This is a genomic window from Nostoc sp. (assembly GCF_036917135.1).
Taxonomy (GTDB): Bacteria; Cyanobacteriota; Cyanobacteriia; order Cyanobacteriales; family Nostocaceae; genus Nostoc.
In genome coordinates, this window is sequence record NZ_JBALEA010000059.1 from 1 (window position 1) to 15,833 (window position 15,833).

The following is a 15,833-nucleotide window of genomic DNA, read 5'->3' on the forward strand; positions in this document are numbered from 1 at the left end:
TGGGCTATTCTACCTTCAAATCTTGCACCTGAATATACTTCTTTGGTCTGAAAATCTCAGAGTGTCAACTTTTCTTTCTTTTTCAGCAACCCCTAGCTAGAGAAAAAGCTTCTGCAACCGCTTTTGGTAATTCAATCAATACGAAATAATTGCTAGGATATAAATAGTCTTCACCTGATTCATCAATAACTCTAATCATTTGGTGCTTAACAGCATCAGAATCAGGAACAGTCTGATAAATTTTCCGAATTTCTAAAGAAGCAGGATAATCTTTGTTGTGAATGCAAACAACATATTGAGTTTCTGTGTTCGCTGACTGCATAACTACTCCTATAGAAAGCGTTTTATTTTGATTTCTTTCTTACCAATTCCGTGGGCTTCATAACTCAGCTTCATAAATACTTCCGTCGTCTAAGCTAATGGTTCCAAAGCCTTTAAGTTTCCGCCACCGTCCTGAACCATAAGTTTTACGCAAGCGTTCTAGTTCACGAATGGAGTTACCAACAGCAATTATTTCAATATTGGTGATGTCTCCGATAATTTCAAAATTCAAGTAAGCATTACTCCTAGTAAATATTGCAACAAAAAAATTTTAACCACAAACCACCGCCAATCTTCGACTAACCAACTCAGCCGCTAAATGTATCGCTGCTTTCATACTCGTAGCATCAGCAATTCCCTTACCTGCAATATCAAACGCTGTTCCGTGATCTGGTGAAGTCCGCACAAAAGGAAGCCCAATGGAAGTATTAACTGCCCGATCAAACGCCATCAGCTTTACAGGAATTAACCCTTGGTCGTGGTAAAGTGCCAAGTAGCCATCAGCAGGATTTTGTACTAAAGAATTTCCATACCAAGCTTGACCCGGTTTAACCCACATCGTATCTGGTGGTATTGGCCCATCTAGCTGTAATTGTGGTCTATTTTGCCGCTCTTGCTCCAACCAGGGAATTAACCAATCTTGTTCTTCATGTCCAAGTTGTCCCTGTTCGCCACTGTGGGGATTTAAACCTGCGATCGCAATTCTCCCATTTTCTATCCCAAAATCTTTCTCCAAACACTCCACCAGCAAATCCAATTTCTGTGTCAACAACTGCGGTGTCAATGTATCGGCTACTTGACGTAGGGGAATATGTGTGGTAGCAAGTAAGGTACGGAGTATCCAACCAGTATGGGGCGATCGCGCCACAAATAACATCCCAAAACGGTCAACACCTGACTTTTGCGCCAAAAGTTCCGTTTGCCCTGGATAATTATACCCTGCGGCTTTCCAAGCAGATTTAGCGATGGGCCCTGTGACAATACCATCAAATTTACCAGCCAGTGTTTGAGCGATCGCATATTCCATATATGCAAAACTAGCTGCACCACTCGCCGCATTACCTAATCCTGGGATAATTTCACCTTTAATTTTCCCATCTAACGGCACATCGCTGACTGACAACTCATCTGGATTTGCCAAAGGTGCTAAATTCTCAGTTAAATTTAGTTTGTGATAAGTCTGTGCCAGTAAATCTCCGTTACCCACCACTGTAACGTCATAATTTTTACTAATTTCTGGATCTGCTAAAGCTTTCAAAATCACCTCCGGCCCAATCCCCGCCGGATCTCCCAGCGTCAGCGCCAAACGCGGACGATTTTCTTTCACAAAACTTATTAAATTACCTTGATTATTTTGATACATAAAGTTTCTTCATAATTATTATCATTAAATTTTCTCATTTTACCCATCTCCCTTTCTGGCAATAGTAGGGATTGCCCCCCAAGCCAGTAGGGATTACCTGCAAAACTAGTTTAAAATTATTTACACAGGTCTAATCCTAGCAACTGTTGAAAAGCTTCTGGTAGACCTAGTTTACACACCAATTTGCATAAGGAGAATCACACTAATGGGCGGCGAAATTTTGAATGCAGCTGTATTGTCTTTCGGTTTAATCTTCGTAGGCTGGGGCTTAGGCGCGTTGTTACTGAAAATCCAAGGCACAGAAGAATAATTGAGTGCTGAGTTAGGAGTTAGGAGTTATTATTCTCCCCACTCCTTTTTCATCCAAATGAGAAAAAAGCTTGTCCGTTAACCGGACAGCTATTTTCCCATAGCCCTATCTAAATAAATAGATTTTCTGAGAAAAGATGTAAACTTTTGTTTGCATAGGTTATTCTGATAACATTCTTTTCATAAAACATTAAAATTTATTACAACCCCCATGACAATATTAATCGTCGGTGCCACTGGCACCTTAGGAAGACAAGTGGCTCGTCGTGCTATCGATGAGGGGTATAAAGTACGCTGTCTTGTCCGCAGCAGTAAAAAAGCAGCTTTTCTCAAAGAATGGGGTGCAGAACTCGTCCCCGGAAATTTGCGTTCCCCCGAAAGCCTAGCCCAAGCTTTAGTTGGTGTAACCCAAGTTATTGATGCGTCAACATCTCGCCCAACAGATTCACTGAGTATCAAACAAGTGGACTGGGACGGTAAAGTAGCATTGATTCAAGCAGCAAAAGCAGCAGGTGTAGAGCGTTTTATCTTCTTTTCGATTTTAGATGCTGATAAATACCCAGAAGTACCGCTCATGGAAATTAAGCGGTGTACAGAAGTCTTTCTAGCTGAATCCGGCTTAAATTACACTATTTTACGGCTAGCTGGGTTTATGCAAGGGTTAATCGGTCAGTACGGGATTCCGATTTTGGAAGCACAGCCAGTTTGGGTGACAGGTAATTCTTCTCCCATCGCCTATATGGACACTCAGGACATTGCTAAGTTTGCTATCCGAGCATTGAGTGTACCAGAAACGGAAAACCAAGCTTTCCCTGTAGTCGGTACTCGTGCATGGAGTGCAGAAGAAATCATCAACCTCTGCGAACGCTTATCTGGAAAAGATGCCAGAGTAACACGGATGCCAATAAACTTGCTGCGTGCTGTTCGGGGTATAATGCGATTCTTCCAGTGGGGATGGAACGTAGCAGACAGGCTAGCATTTACAGAAGTATTGGCTAGTGGTAAACAGTTAAACGCTTCAATGGATGAAGTATACACAGTGTTTGGTTTAGATCAGCAGCAAACCACAACCCTAGAAAGCTATCTACAAGAATACTTCAGCCGAATAATGAAGAAACTGAAAGAAGTAGACTACCAGAAAAATAAAAATAAAAAGCAGAAACCTAAAAAAACTCCTTTTAAACAGTCTTCAAAAGCCAATAGTCAATAGTCATTACAAAACAGACATTAGTCGTAAAACTCTAGAATCTGGATATTTGACTCTAGATTAATGACTACATGACCAAAAATGTGTAAGGATTACATAATAGAAAGCATCGCCTAAACTTGGATATTTGAGTGTGCCGAAAGCAGGCATTATCTACAATGACGTTAAACCGATAGCAGGCCGTGTCGCTATCGAGTTGAAAGACAAGCTAACCGCAGCCGGTTGGAATGTATGTATCACATCGAGTATCGGTGGAATACTGGGCTACTCTACCCCTGAGAGTTCTGTATGCCACACCCCCATTGACGGTCTTACACCCCCTGGTTTTGACTCAGATATGAAGTTTGCAGTGGTGTTAGGGGGAGACGGTACTGTTTTAGCAGCGTCTCGTCAAGTAGCACCCTGTGGTATTCCACTGTTAACAGTGAATACCGGCCACATGGGATTTTTGACAGAAACTTTCCTGAATCAATTGCCCCAAGCCGTAGAGCAGGTAATGGCGGGTGAGTATGAAATTGAAGAACGAGCGATGCTCACCGTCAAAGTGTTTCGGGGAGATTCAGTACTGTGGGAAGCCCTCTGCTTGAATGAAATGGTGCTACACCGGGAACCTTTGACCTCTATGTGCCATTTTGAAATTGCCATAGGTCGTCATGCGCCAGTAGATATTGCGGCGGATGGTGTGATTGTTTCTACGCCTACTGGTTCTACAGCTTACTCATTGAGTGCTGGTGGCCCAGTTGTGACTCCTGGCGTACCTGTTTTACAACTAGTACCCATTTGTCCCCATTCGCTAGCTTCTAGAGCATTGGTATTTCCAGATAATGAATCGGTTAATATCTACCCAGTCAATATTCCTCGGCTGGTGATGGTGGTAGATGGGAATGGTGGGTGCTATATCCTACCAGAAGATCGAGTGTATATGGAGCGATCGCAATATAGTGCCCGATTTATTCGCCTACAACCGCCTGAGTTTTTCCGAATTTTGCGAGAAAAACTAGGTTGGGGTTTGCCACATATTGCCAAACCAACTTCGGTAGAATTGCCGTAGGGATTGGGTGGGGATTGGGGATTGGGGACTGGGGACTGGGGACTGGGGACTGGGGACTGGGGACTCGGGACTGGGGTTGAGAAACAGGCTACAGGGTAAAGATTATTCTCTGTCACCTATCGTCTCTCCCTTAATTCCAATACCCAATACTTCGGCTTCGCTCAGTACAAGTCCCCAGTACCTAGTACCCAATCCCTAGTTATTAAGATTGCATCGGAGAATTCGATGGCTGATACCTGAACGTGCTAAAAGATTCTTAGCTGCTTGTCAAATCAGGATTGCTCGATCACGAAAAACTCGTAATTGCACTTTATAACTGATGTAAAGATTTTCACTCGAATATCTTGACAATCCCAAATCAAATATCCGAAATTGTTATGACAGTTGCTCCAAGTCCCTGTGTTTTGGTGATTGAAACCGATGAGAGTCTTGCAAATCAACTTTCTTGCGATTTGCAAGAAGCGGGCTATGAATCAATTGTGGCTCATGATACAGCGAGTGGTTTACAACACTGTCGCGATCGCCAACCTGCTTTAATTGTTTTAGACCGGATGCTAGCAGGAGAATCAGGACTCTCATTGTGCAAAAATCTGAGAAGCACTGGTCTGCGATCGCCTGTGTTAATTTTAATGGCAAGGGATACAGTTGATGATCGTGTAGCTTGTCTAGAAGCTGGAGCCGATGATTACATCCTCAAGCCTTACCGCTCGGAAGACTTTTTGAAGTTAATTCGCCTCTATTTAAAACCCGATGTGGATACCACCGAGCAATTACGCTTTGGGGATTTAATTTTAGACATAGCAACTCGCCGCGCTATACACAACGGACGACCAATTGACTTGACAATGAAGGAATTTGAACTATTAAAATTCTTAATGGAACATCCTCGTGAAGTGTTAACCCGCGAACAAATTCTAGAAAATGTTTGGGGTTACGACTTTCTAGGTGAGTCGAATGTAATTGAAGTATACATCCGCTACTTACGGTTAAAAATCGAAGATGAAGGTCAAAAGCGCCTGATTCAAACAGTGCGTGGTGTCGGGTACGTTTTAAGAGAATCCTAGTATAATATACCAGAAGTTTACCTACCTCCTTGCCTCATTCCCCTGCTCAGACTGGGAATGCAGATTGAGGGGCTGCTGCCTCCCAGTCACGGGGTTTTTGTGCCTACAAGACTGTAAAATTGAAGTCTAAATTACAAAATCGAAAAACTATATGACTCGTCGCCTAAGTTTGCTCTCAATGTTGCTGAGTATATTTCTAATGGGCTGTTCCGCGCCAACAACAGCTAAACCTCCCAGCCCCACCTCTGCTTCTCAAACTCCAGCACCAGAGAATTTAGGTCAAACACTACCAATTTCTGCTAAAGCCATTGTTCCAAATGGCACAAAAATTAAATTAGAGGTGGCGCAGACACCACAACAGCAAGAGATGGGGTTGATGCATCGACCAGCTTTGCCAGATGACCGAGGAATGCTATTTCCGTTCCCTTCAGCACAACCAGTCAGTTTTTGGATGAAGAATACACCTATGCCCTTGGATATAGTATTTCTACATAAGGGTGTAGTGAAATATATTCAGGCTGCTACACCTCCTTGTGCGAATGATCCTTGTCCTACCTATGGCCCCAGGACACCAATCGATAAGGTGATTGAACTTCGTTCTGGAAGAGCTGCCGAATTGAACTTGAAAGTGGGCGATATTATCAAAATTGAGTTTTGATACTCCAGTGCTTTGCGGGTAAAAAGATTTGGTTGATTATTCGGTTGAGAGCCTACACGGTCGAAATATATGTTTTTTTTGTAAAAAATGTCACGTATTATGGCGAAGAAGTCATCTGTAACGCTACTATTTAAAAACTGTGGTAATAATGTAAAATTCTACTGTCTCCAACCTAAAATCGCAGTCTTAAGGTTTGGTTGCAAAAATATTCCCTTGGGCGTAAGTGTAAATAGTCGCCAATAAGAGAGTATAGGCTATGGAATCTTTGTTACTACCTGTGTAATTAAATAAAGCACAAAAGTAAACAAGATGGAGCTAATTTAACTAAGTAAAAATACTGCTTGATTTTCAAGCAGATGATTTGTACCAAAATTTCTATTTCTCAGACCCTCCATGAGAAGCCTTTCTTGAAGGCAAATCAAAAAAACTGTGCTGGGGTGTATAGCCGATAACGGCACAGTGACAAATGAAATACTGGCTACTGGCTACCGAGAAATGGTGAACTTATATATGACAATACATTCTGTACAAGGAGGTGAGATACAAATGTCACCATCAAAATATTCTCGATTGATTCATTTTTTGCAAGAAGATTTGGCAATTTCCACAGCATCACTGGCGGTGGCGCTTCGCCATCGTGAGCAAGACCCAGGACCTTTGGCAATGATTCTTTGGCAGTATGGGTTGATTACTCTAGACCAATTAGAACAAATTTATGATTGGCTGGAGACAGCATAGGTCATATCAAAATCTCAAGCAATACTATTTTATGCCAATTTAGTATCATACTAAGTTGCCAAAGTTACTCTTGTTTGGTGTAAAAGACTCTGGGCGACTGTCTTGTGATCAAATAATACTATCTAGGGCAAGTTGGTATGATTTTGGAGAATTGAGGTATGTCACATCCACTCTACCTTCTACAAAGGTTGATATATAGCTGACCGTTTCTATTCATTTAGGAACTTCCAATAAATAAATTACCCAATCTTGTGAGGTGGGCGTCTCGCCCGCCTTTGTATACGGGCAGGCGAGACGCCCACCCCATAAGAAGTAGTTGAGTATTTTTTTATTTGGAAGTCCCTTATATACAAATCAAAAGAGCGAGTTAAATTATCAACTCGCTCTTTAGGCTTGTGTTGGCTAGTTCCCACCCTGGAGGCTGGAAACCAGTCAAATGACCAATGACTAATGACTAATGACCAATGACTATTTTGTAAACACTCTAACTGCTGCTGCTACACCAGAACCAGGGGTAAAGTCTTCATAGCCAAGTTCTGAGAGAGTAACTTCTAAGGATGCTATACAGCTGAGGATATCGCGATCGCTCACAAAACCCAAGTGACCAATGCGGAAAATCTTATTACTCAAATGGTCTTGACCGCCTGCGAGGGCAATATCAAAGCGTTTTTTCATCACTGACCGAATTTTATCGGGTTCAATTCCCTGTGGTGCTACAGCCGTAATCGCCGGACTAGCGGAACTATCTGCTGCAAGCAGGGGTAAATTTAACCCTTGAATGGCGGCGCGGGTAGCGTTTTTGAGCCGTTCGTGTCGAGCAAATATTGATTCCAAGCCTTCCTCCTTCATGATTCGCAATGTAGTGTGTAACGCTACGATCAAGTTCACAGGTGGAGTAAATGGAGTTGTATTTTTGGCTGTGGCTTTGCGATATTTGCCTAAGTCCAAATAATATTTCGGTAGCTTCGCAGTTTTGTAAGCTTCCCAAGCTTTGGGGCTGACAGAGACAAAACCCAATCCCGGCGGAATCATATAACCTTTTTGGGAACCGGAGGCGACAATATCCAAGCCCCAAGCATCCACGGGTAGATTAAACGCACCCAAGCTAGTGACGGCATCAACGATAATTAAAGCTTCACCGTGTTCTTTAACATGGCGGTTGATGGTTTCTAAGTCATTCAACACACCCGTTGAGGTTTCGCTGTGGGTAATGATTACGGCTTTGATTTGCTTTTGGGTATCTGCTTGGAGTTTTTCGGCAAATACTGCGGGGTCTAAGGGTTTTCCCCATTCCACCTTAACTTCTTCTACATTCAAACCGTAGGCTTGGCCAACTTCTACCCAGCGTTCACCAAATTTACCATTAGAACCAACTAAAATGCGATCGCCTGGAGAGAGAAAATTAATTATTCCCGCTTCTACAGCACCCGTACCACTGACATTCAGCGTTAGCACATCACTTTGAGTTTGGTGCAGCCACTTAAGATTTTCTGTCACCTCTGCCAAAATGTTGCTAAATTCACTAGTCCGGTGCCCAATCGGATGCTTGGCTAATGCCAGTAACGCGGCTTCTGGTACCGGGGTTGGGCCTGGAATCATCAGCATCAGCTTATCGTTCATGTGTCTATCCTAAAAGTCAAATAAAAGTCAAAATTGTGGGAAGTTGCTTAAGTCTGATAGCAAATTCTAGATATTCATCTATAAATTCCACTCAGTTTGTCACCAGTCTTGTTGTATATTTTCAAAATCTATATGACAAGTATCGTGGGAGTTAATGATCGGTCAGCTTAACCGCGCGAATTTTAGATTTTGGATTTGGGAATTGGTTTTTCAGTTCAAGCAAGGCCGCTATGCCTATTCTCAAATCTGAAATCCCCAACCTGCAACCCAAGATTGGGTGCAGTCAATCTAAAATCTAAAATCGTTTGACCTTTGCAATTTATACCAGACTCCAACTCAGATAAAACCTCTGTTCCTGGCAATCTTACCACACACTTAGACGCTAGGTTAAGGTGTCTTCCCGTAGGGAGTAACTAACTATTTCAGCCAAGTAGTGAAACGTCAATCTAGATCAGGTATATATAAGATAAATTCTTAAGTCTTACCCATAATTCGCCTCGTTTGTTTTTATAGAAAGACGCGAAATCGTTTTGAGTATGGCGGGAACCATCGGTGAAAAAGCTGTGTTTTGCTTCAACGAAGTAAGTAACCGCCTACACTATGCCCAAGAATTGCGTGTCACCGTTTGCTAAGAGATAGAAGACACCCAACCCAAACTTTTCAATCTACTTGACTCGAACATTTGTTCTTGGATTGCCATTCTCTAAAGAATACCTCCATCTATAAAAGGAGGTGATGATTTATTTCAGTCAAAATCGTTTCGATGCTAATATTCAAGACTTCTGTAGCTAACTCCGTGGTGATTGATTTCCCGCCGAAGTTGAGATATTTATGCTTCTAATTGCTGCACATTGTGATACCGCACTTAGTGGTAAGCGATGCCTACGCCTAGACTAATAAACTATAAGTTTTTATACTATACTTACAAAAATGCTACATTCGTGCTTAGTCTTCTTCCTTACCATTCATGATGAGTCCTTTTTAACTAGTGTTCAGTTCATAAACTGTCACTCACCAGATCCCCAGTATTCTTGCAAAAGAGATATTCTTAGTTAGTGCAAGGAGTGATACCATTTCACCAAATGTTTGTCACAAGTTATCCCCGTAATAGTCCCTCCTCAGGGAGTGTTGCAGATTTCAAATGTTGCATCAAACAAGTGAGTTGGTATAAGCTTTTACGGAAAAGCGCTTGAGTGAGCAAAACCTCAAGCGCTTTTTCGTGTATAAATAAAACAGTTAACCTCTCTGGACGATCATATAGATGTTTCTAAATACACATATACAGAGAAGTCAACTACACCAGTAGTTTTTGTTATAAAATATACTCTGGTTTTAATATCCGTGCGATCGCATCTTAATATCTCAAGTTTGCGCGTTCTATCAAAACTTTTTAAGTGAATGGACGTACCACACGAATTAGTTTTCCTTGCAATGGTTCTTCTGCTGTCACAGCCTCATCTATCCGTGCTGCAAACTGTTCCCAATTACGATTGTTCGTACAAACAATAATGCCGAAGTGGTTAGAATCACGACGATGCAAACGGATAAAATCAACTCTGTTGATAGTTAATATTGAGCGTTCTTGACTTATGGCAAATGCTAACACTTCCTCATCAGATATACCTTGGTCTGCATTTTGTGCTTCTTGAACTGTCAAAACATCATGCCCCAAAGCGCGTAATAATTCCACAACTGGAAAAGGAAACTGCTCATCTGCGTAAAACTGTGGCATCAATTAGGCTACCTCATTACGCTCAATTGCCAAATCGATTTCATGGCAATGAGCTTCTGCGTATACCCAAGCATTAGCTAAATCTGTAGCTGTAATGGTTAGATAGCTCGTCAAAAGGTCAGCATCACTATATCCAAGACGGCGAGCTTCCACAAGTACCCAAACGGGAATACGAGTTTTAGCGATGCGTGCCTCTCCACCACAGACTCTAGGAGTTTTTTCAATTCCTTGCCAATTGTTGCCGAGACTTTGAGCAAGTAACTGTATAGCCTGCAATTTTTCACCAGCACTGAGGGCAAGAAGTTGTTGTTTTAACTCTTTGAGTGTCATGGATGTAAATCTTCTGATGTTTTGTCAGGCTACATTTACAATTTTATCGATTGCTAGATACAATATTTTAGGACTTACGCACTCTACAAAAAAACTATCTTGTGTATTAACGTAAATACCTTGTTTCAGGCTTTTGGCGGTCGCTTTTGATTGCTGGCGTAGGCGTAGCCCGCACTTCGGCTGCGCCCTTCTCCTATCGGAGACGCTGCGCGAACGGCTACGCTCAGGACAGGCTCAGTGACCCCCGCAGGCATCGCCAAAATATGACTGAAAAACCTAGCTAAAAGCCTTGAAAACTATACCTCTTATTTTGGCTTTTCTGTCAATGCGTAAGTCCTATATTTTATTAATTCGTAGCGAATTTTCTGCGCCACTACCCTGCGGGAAGGCAAAGTGAATCTGCGTTTAAATTTAAACCCTCAATTCGCCACGATTTTAGGCAAAGCTGTACTTAGCTAACTACAAAATTCACCAACTTTCCAGGCACCACAATTACCTTTTTAATCTCTTTGCCTTCGATGTAACGTTGGGCAATTTCTGATTCACGGGCATATTTCTCCAACGCTGCTTTATCTGCTTGTGCTGGTACTTGAATCGAGCCGCGAGTTTTACCCATAACTTGAATAACTAAAGTGATTTCATCAGCTACCAAAGCAGCAGGGTCAAATGATGGCCAAGTTTGAGTGTGAACTGAATCACTTTCACCCAATAAATGCCATAATTCATCCGCAATGTGTGGTGCAAAGGGTGCTAGTAAAACCACCAAAGTCCGAATACCTTCTGCGTAAATTGGTGAATTTTTCCCATCGGCATCAGTTAAGGCATTACTCAACTTCATCAATTCGGAAATAGCTGTGTTGAATTGATATTTGTCTTCCAGGTCTTCTGTCACCGCTTGAATAGCCGTGTGAATCGCCCGCCGTAATTCTTTTTCAGTTTTAGTTAAATCAGAGAGTTGGGCTTTCTTACGGGATACGCCAGCCGTAATATAATCTGTCACCAAACGCCAAACCCGATTTAAAAAGCGGGATTGTCCTTCCACATCGGCTTCATCCCATTCCAGGTCTTTTTCTGGCGGCGCTTTGAACAATATGAACATCCGCGCCGTATCTACACCGTATTTGGAAATTACATCTTCTGGCGCTACACCGTTGCCCTTTGATTTAGACATGGTGGCATAAACGAGTTCCAGTGCTTCACCTGTTTTAGGATCTCGTGGATCGGCTGGATCTACAAGATTAAAGGGAACCCACTTGTCTTTACCATCCTTATTGGAATTTGTGTAAGTTAAACCCTGTACCATCCCTTGAGTTAACAGGCGTTGGAAGGGTTCATCAAAATTTATCAAACCGCGATCGCGTAGTACCTTAGTAAAGAACCGCGAATACAACAAATGCAAAATCGCGTGTTCAATCCCACCCACGTACTGATCGACTGGCATCCAGTCATTAATCTTACTGGAATCGAAAACCTGTTGTTCATTCTTAGCGTCAGGGAAGCGCAAGAAATACCACGAGGAATCAATAAAAGTATCCATCGTGTCAGTTTCCCGCTTCGCTGGAGTGCCACAAGTTGGACAAGGTACATTTACCCAACTTTCCAACTGAGCCAAAGGTGAACCGCCACGTCCAGTAAATTCCACCTCTTCTGGCAACTGTACTGGCAAATCTTTATCAGGAACTGGGACTATCCCACAGTTAGGACAGTGAATTACAGGTATCGGTGCGCCCCAGTAACGCTGCCGCGAAATTAACCAATCCCGCAAGCGATATTGCACCCGCACTTTACCAAAACCTTGTTGTTCGGCGTATTCAATGATCGCTTGTTTAGCATCTATGGAAGTCATACCAGTAAAAGCCCCAGAATTAATTAAAATTCCTGGTTCCGTGTATGCCTGGTTATATTCAATTTGGATGAGTTGTGTGACTTCATCAATCTCTGATGTTGGAGTTAAGTCAAAACCTGCAACATCATCTGGAGAAACGATGACAAAATCAATTGGCAAATCGTAATTTTTGGCAAACTTAAAATCCCGGACATCGTGTGCTGGTACACCCATCACTGCCCCAGTACCATACTCATATAGTACATAGTCAGCAATCCAAATCGGCACTTCTTCCCCTGTAAATGGGTTAATTGCCTTACCACCTGTGGGGATACCCCGTTTCGGTTTGTCTTCAGAGGTACGTTCCAACTCACTTTGATTGGAAACCTCTTTAATAAAGGCTTCTACGGCTGCTTGTTGTTCTTTTGTGGTGACACGCTTTGTTAAGGGATGTTCTGGTGCTAACACTAGGTAGCTGACACCATAAACTGTATCTGGACGTGTGGTGTACACGCCGATTTTTTCATCAATCCCAGCGATCGCAAATTCCAAGTAAGCGCCTGTGGATTTGCCAATCCAGTTTGCCTGCATTGATTTGACGCGTTCCGGCCAACCTGTCAATTTATGTAAGTCATTGAGCAATTCTTCGGCGTAGTCAGTAATTTTAAAAAACCACTGGCGTAATAATTTGCGCTCAACTATTGCCCCACTGCGCCAAGAACGCCCTTCGTTATCAACTTGCTCATTTGCCAGTACAGTTTGATCGATAGGGTCCCAGTTTACTGCTGCTTCTTTTTGGTAAGCTAACCCCGCTTGCAAAAACTGCAAGAAAATCCATTGTGTCCACTTGTAATAGTCTGGTGAACAAGTAGCAAGTTCACATTCCCAATCGATGGATAAACCAAGACGCTGCAATTGTTGCCGCATCTGAGCCATATTCTGATAAGTCCACTTTGCTGGCGGTACACCACGGTCAATGGCGGCATTTTCTGCTGGCAAGCCAAAGGCATCCCAACCCATTGGGTGTATTACCCGATACCCTTGCATTCGCTTGAGGCGGGCAATCACATCGGTAATCGTATAATTACGGACGTGACCCATGTGTAGGCTTCCCGATGGATAAGGGAACATGGATAAAGCATAAAATTTTGGCTTGTTGCTAGCTGTTGGTGTTTTATCTAAGCCAAGTTCTACCCATGTTTTTTGCCATTTTTCCTCAATCGCTCCTGGGTTGTATCGGGAATCAACAGAATCACGTATTTCCAATGGTTTCATGCCTGTTACACTTTACTTCTACTAATTTTCTAGTATTTGACCCTTATTAGTACATTTGAGCCACTATCTTAAGGGAATTATCTGTCTAGTGATTTTCTAATTTAATTTACAAAATCAATTCACTATTTCTTTCTACCCCTATTTCTATCTATCTTATATCCCTAAAGTTCAACAAGTTTAGGTATATAGGACATAAAAAAGTCCCTAAGCTGAGGATGCTGGGGACTAGATATGTTATGGTTCTAAATTGATTTACTGGGTTAGTAATGCGATCGCCATTTCCAGGTGCATCTTAGCCTTGTAGAAGTTAAGCAAATTTTCTTGGTCGTATCGGTCAGGATAGCTCATAGCCTTGCCCTCCATTGTTAGCTTAATCAACGCCGCTTGCTCATCGGTGGGTGAATTCATCTCATCTACCACCCCTTCCAGGAATTGAGTAACGCTAAAGCCTGGGGACTTCAACCCTCTTCCCTGCCTGAGTTGAGCGAGTGCTATCTGTGGGAATGCCATCAATGTGACAATCCAACTAGTCTTATAGCCTCCATTCCCGGTAGGCTTTAATCCGTAACGCCTACATAAGTTTCTCAACTCAGCAGTGGTTTTGATTTCGAGTTCTGACCTTGTGAACATAAAATAGAGTTACCCATTTGTAAAAGTGGTATCGGTGGTGAACCATTTACCAGGATGAAAACACCACCGATTAAAACTCTATTTGAATGTTAACCTTCCAATCAAGCTATATTTACTTTTCGCAATAATGCCTAATCCTAAAGGTAATCCTCAGAATTTAGAACCTGCACCGTCAGATAGAGAGATTAAGTTAACCGAACAATTAAATTTTCGTGTCACCAAGGAAATGAAGGAAGAGGTGAAGGCACAAGAAGACCCTCCAGAATTTTGTAGAGAAGCAATTCAGAAAGCACTGGATGAGAAAAAAGGAAAGTAGTACTTAATTGTTTAACTATTAATCTGAGTAAATAAAAATACCTCTAGAGCATCGCATTCAGTAATCAAAAACCTAACCCCCCAGCCCCCTTCCCTACCAGGGAAGGGGGAGCAAAACTCCCCTCTCCGCTTCGGAGAGGGGTTGGGGGAGAGGTTCTTCCGGGATTACTGAATTGGTGTTCTAGAACTTATATCTAGAGGGATTCACTATGATATGTTTTTATTGCTGTCAACCCAGATGCATTGAAATAGGCGATGGCTGAAGCAAATATAAAATTTTCTGATTTAGTACGGGTTTTTGTTTACGGCACACTCAAACCAGGTGAAGCTAACTATCAAAAATACTGTGCTGGCAAAGCAGTTGATTTCAAAAGAGCCTTTGTACAAGGTAAATTGTTTGCTCTGCCAATGGGTTATCCAGCCATGACGCTAGGCGATCGCCAAGTTCACGGATATTTGCTCTCTTTTCCCAACCCAAAGATTTTGAATGAGCTAGATGTGCTAGAAGATTACCAGCCCAATAGACAAACGCCACAAAACCTCTATAATCGAGAAATTATCGAGGTTCATGAGCCACAGTCGCTCTCTTATAGTTGGGCTTGGGTTTATGTAATGACTCTAGAGCAAGTTGAGCAATTAGGAGGACGCCTCCAACCTAATGGCTGGTGGACTGGCTGTGGTTTAACCACAAAGTACAGTTATAATCTGTGAACTTTGCGATTAGTTTATATCCTGTTTGGGGTCATGTCGTTGTGTCGGTACCTGATAAATTGGTTTTTCTGGAGGCGCTACTGCCGCTTTCGGAATTTCAATTACCGGGTTATTTAGTCCCACCATCAGAGGGGAAGGGGGAACTATAGACGCTGAAGACGTTTGTATCGGTTCTATTTCTGGTCGTTGTGCCAGTTGCGGTACTCTCGAACCACCACCAGCTAATAAGCCAGATACTGCGCCGATGGCACAAGCAGCAACGGCTGCACTTCCCAGCATCCAGTTTAAGCGGGAGCGGCGGCGCAAACGTGTCAATACTTGCCCAAGTGTTGCTTCTGGCGATTGTTGGGCTGCTGGCACTGGGAGAGTCCGCAAGCCTTGACGCAGTTTTAACAGTCGAGCATACAAGCATTGAACCGAGGCATCATTTGCCAGCCATTCTTCTACTTGCTTGCGTTCGGTGGCTGTGACTTCACCATCGAGATAAGCACTCAATAACTCGAAGCGATCGCGCTTCACCATATCAATAAGACCCGTTGATTCATTGGTATGCTTGGCCATTCCATCTGGCAAATCTTCAGGAAGTTGCAAAGGAGAACGGTCGTAAAACTGAGAATCAGTAGTCATCTTAACATTATTACCAATTCATAGACGGGTAAACTGGGGGGGAATTTTCGGAAAATT

At 42.6% G+C, this 15,833-nt stretch carries 17 protein-coding genes; 8 read left to right on the forward strand and 9 right to left on the reverse strand.

The window, feature by feature from the left end:
• Window positions 1-82 precede the first annotated feature (82 nt).
• The 3 genes from V7K50_RS17185 to pdxA are packed head-to-tail and all read right to left on the reverse strand — an operon-like array spanning window position 83 to window position 1,684.
• Window positions 83-322 carry a hypothetical protein gene (locus V7K50_RS17185; protein WP_334962042.1) on the reverse strand — a complete coding sequence of 80 codons (240 nt, stop codon included), beginning with the start codon at window positions 320-322 and terminating at the stop codon, window positions 83-85.
• A gap of 57 nt (window positions 323-379) precedes the next feature.
• On the reverse strand, window positions 380-553 hold the full coding sequence (locus tag V7K50_RS17190; RefSeq protein WP_334962044.1) for a hypothetical protein: 174 nt from the start codon (window positions 551-553) through the stop codon (window positions 380-382).
• Window positions 554-592: 39 nt separating this feature from the next.
• The gene (pdxA, locus tag V7K50_RS17195) at window positions 593-1,684 is read right to left on the reverse strand and encodes a 4-hydroxythreonine-4-phosphate dehydrogenase PdxA (RefSeq protein ID WP_334962046.1); all 1,092 of its coding nucleotides are present in this window, start codon (window positions 1,682-1,684) and stop codon (window positions 593-595) included.
• Between the two features lie 205 nt (window positions 1,685-1,889).
• Here pdxA and petM point away from each other — a divergent pair, with 205 nt between their 5' ends.
• The 6 genes from petM (at window position 1,890) to V7K50_RS17225 (ending at window position 6,711) form a co-directional block, all read left to right on the forward strand.
• Entirely contained in the window at window positions 1,890-1,994 is a 105-nt protein-coding gene (gene petM, locus V7K50_RS17200) for a cytochrome b6-f complex subunit PetM (protein ID WP_334800107.1), read from the forward strand.
• A gap of 210 nt (window positions 1,995-2,204) precedes the next feature.
• The gene (locus V7K50_RS17205; RefSeq protein ID WP_334962048.1) at window positions 2,205-3,203 is read left to right on the forward strand and encodes an SDR family oxidoreductase; all 999 of its coding nucleotides are present in this window, start codon (window positions 2,205-2,207) and stop codon (window positions 3,201-3,203) included.
• 130 nt (window positions 3,204-3,333) lie between these two features.
• Window positions 3,334-4,251 carry an NAD(+) kinase gene (locus V7K50_RS17210; RefSeq protein ID WP_334962050.1) on the forward strand — a complete coding sequence of 306 codons (918 nt, stop codon included), beginning with the start codon at window positions 3,334-3,336 and terminating at the stop codon, window positions 4,249-4,251.
• Window positions 4,252-4,628: 377 nt separating this feature from the next.
• Complete coding sequence (gene nblR / locus V7K50_RS17215) at window positions 4,629-5,315, forward strand: response regulator transcription factor NblR (RefSeq protein WP_334962052.1); 687 nt, start codon at window positions 4,629-4,631, stop codon at window positions 5,313-5,315.
• Between the two features lie 151 nt (window positions 5,316-5,466).
• A complete protein-coding gene (locus V7K50_RS17220; protein WP_334962054.1) occupies window positions 5,467-5,973 on the forward strand; it encodes a DUF192 domain-containing protein in 507 nt (168 codons plus the stop codon).
• A 510-nt stretch (window positions 5,974-6,483) separates the two neighbouring features.
• Complete coding sequence (locus V7K50_RS17225) at window positions 6,484-6,711, forward strand: DUF2949 domain-containing protein (RefSeq protein ID WP_334800120.1); 228 nt, start codon at window positions 6,484-6,486, stop codon at window positions 6,709-6,711.
• A 468-nt stretch (window positions 6,712-7,179) separates the two neighbouring features.
• On the opposite strand, the gene V7K50_RS17230 is transcribed toward V7K50_RS17225, so the two are convergent.
• The 5 genes from V7K50_RS17230 to V7K50_RS17250 form a co-directional block, all read right to left on the reverse strand.
• Window positions 7,180-8,331, reverse strand: a complete 1,152-nt coding sequence (locus V7K50_RS17230) for a pyridoxal-phosphate-dependent aminotransferase family protein (protein ID WP_334962056.1) — start codon at window positions 8,329-8,331, stop codon at window positions 7,180-7,182.
• Window positions 8,332-9,721: 1,390 nt separating this feature from the next.
• Window positions 9,722-10,063 carry a DUF5615 family PIN-like protein gene (locus tag V7K50_RS17235; protein ID WP_334962058.1) on the reverse strand — a complete coding sequence of 114 codons (342 nt, stop codon included), beginning with the start codon at window positions 10,061-10,063 and terminating at the stop codon, window positions 9,722-9,724.
• A 3-nt stretch (window positions 10,064-10,066) separates the two neighbouring features.
• A complete protein-coding gene (locus tag V7K50_RS17240; protein ID WP_334962060.1) occupies window positions 10,067-10,393 on the reverse strand; it encodes a DUF433 domain-containing protein in 327 nt (108 codons plus the stop codon).
• A 451-nt stretch (window positions 10,394-10,844) separates the two neighbouring features.
• Window positions 10,845-13,493, reverse strand: a complete 2,649-nt coding sequence (gene leuS, locus V7K50_RS17245) for a leucine--tRNA ligase (protein ID WP_334962062.1) — start codon at window positions 13,491-13,493, stop codon at window positions 10,845-10,847.
• A 252-nt stretch (window positions 13,494-13,745) separates the two neighbouring features.
• Entirely contained in the window at window positions 13,746-14,123 is a 378-nt protein-coding gene (locus tag V7K50_RS17250) for a hypothetical protein (protein ID WP_334962063.1), read from the reverse strand.
• 127 nt (window positions 14,124-14,250) lie between these two features.
• On the opposite strand from V7K50_RS17250, the gene V7K50_RS17255 reads away from it, so the two are divergent.
• Together V7K50_RS17255 and V7K50_RS17260 are read left to right on the forward strand one after the other, a co-directional pair.
• Window positions 14,251-14,439 carry a hypothetical protein gene (locus tag V7K50_RS17255; protein ID WP_292705282.1) on the forward strand — a complete coding sequence of 63 codons (189 nt, stop codon included), beginning with the start codon at window positions 14,251-14,253 and terminating at the stop codon, window positions 14,437-14,439.
• 254 nt (window positions 14,440-14,693) lie between these two features.
• On the forward strand, window positions 14,694-15,149 hold the full coding sequence (locus V7K50_RS17260) for a gamma-glutamylcyclotransferase family protein (protein WP_334962064.1): 456 nt from the start codon (window positions 14,694-14,696) through the stop codon (window positions 15,147-15,149).
• A 9-nt stretch (window positions 15,150-15,158) separates the two neighbouring features.
• Here the strand turns inward: V7K50_RS17260 and V7K50_RS17265 are convergent, their stop codons facing one another.
• Window positions 15,159-15,776, reverse strand: a complete 618-nt coding sequence (locus V7K50_RS17265; RefSeq protein WP_334962066.1) for an anti-sigma factor family protein — start codon at window positions 15,774-15,776, stop codon at window positions 15,159-15,161.
• Window positions 15,777-15,833: the final 57 nt, after the last annotated feature.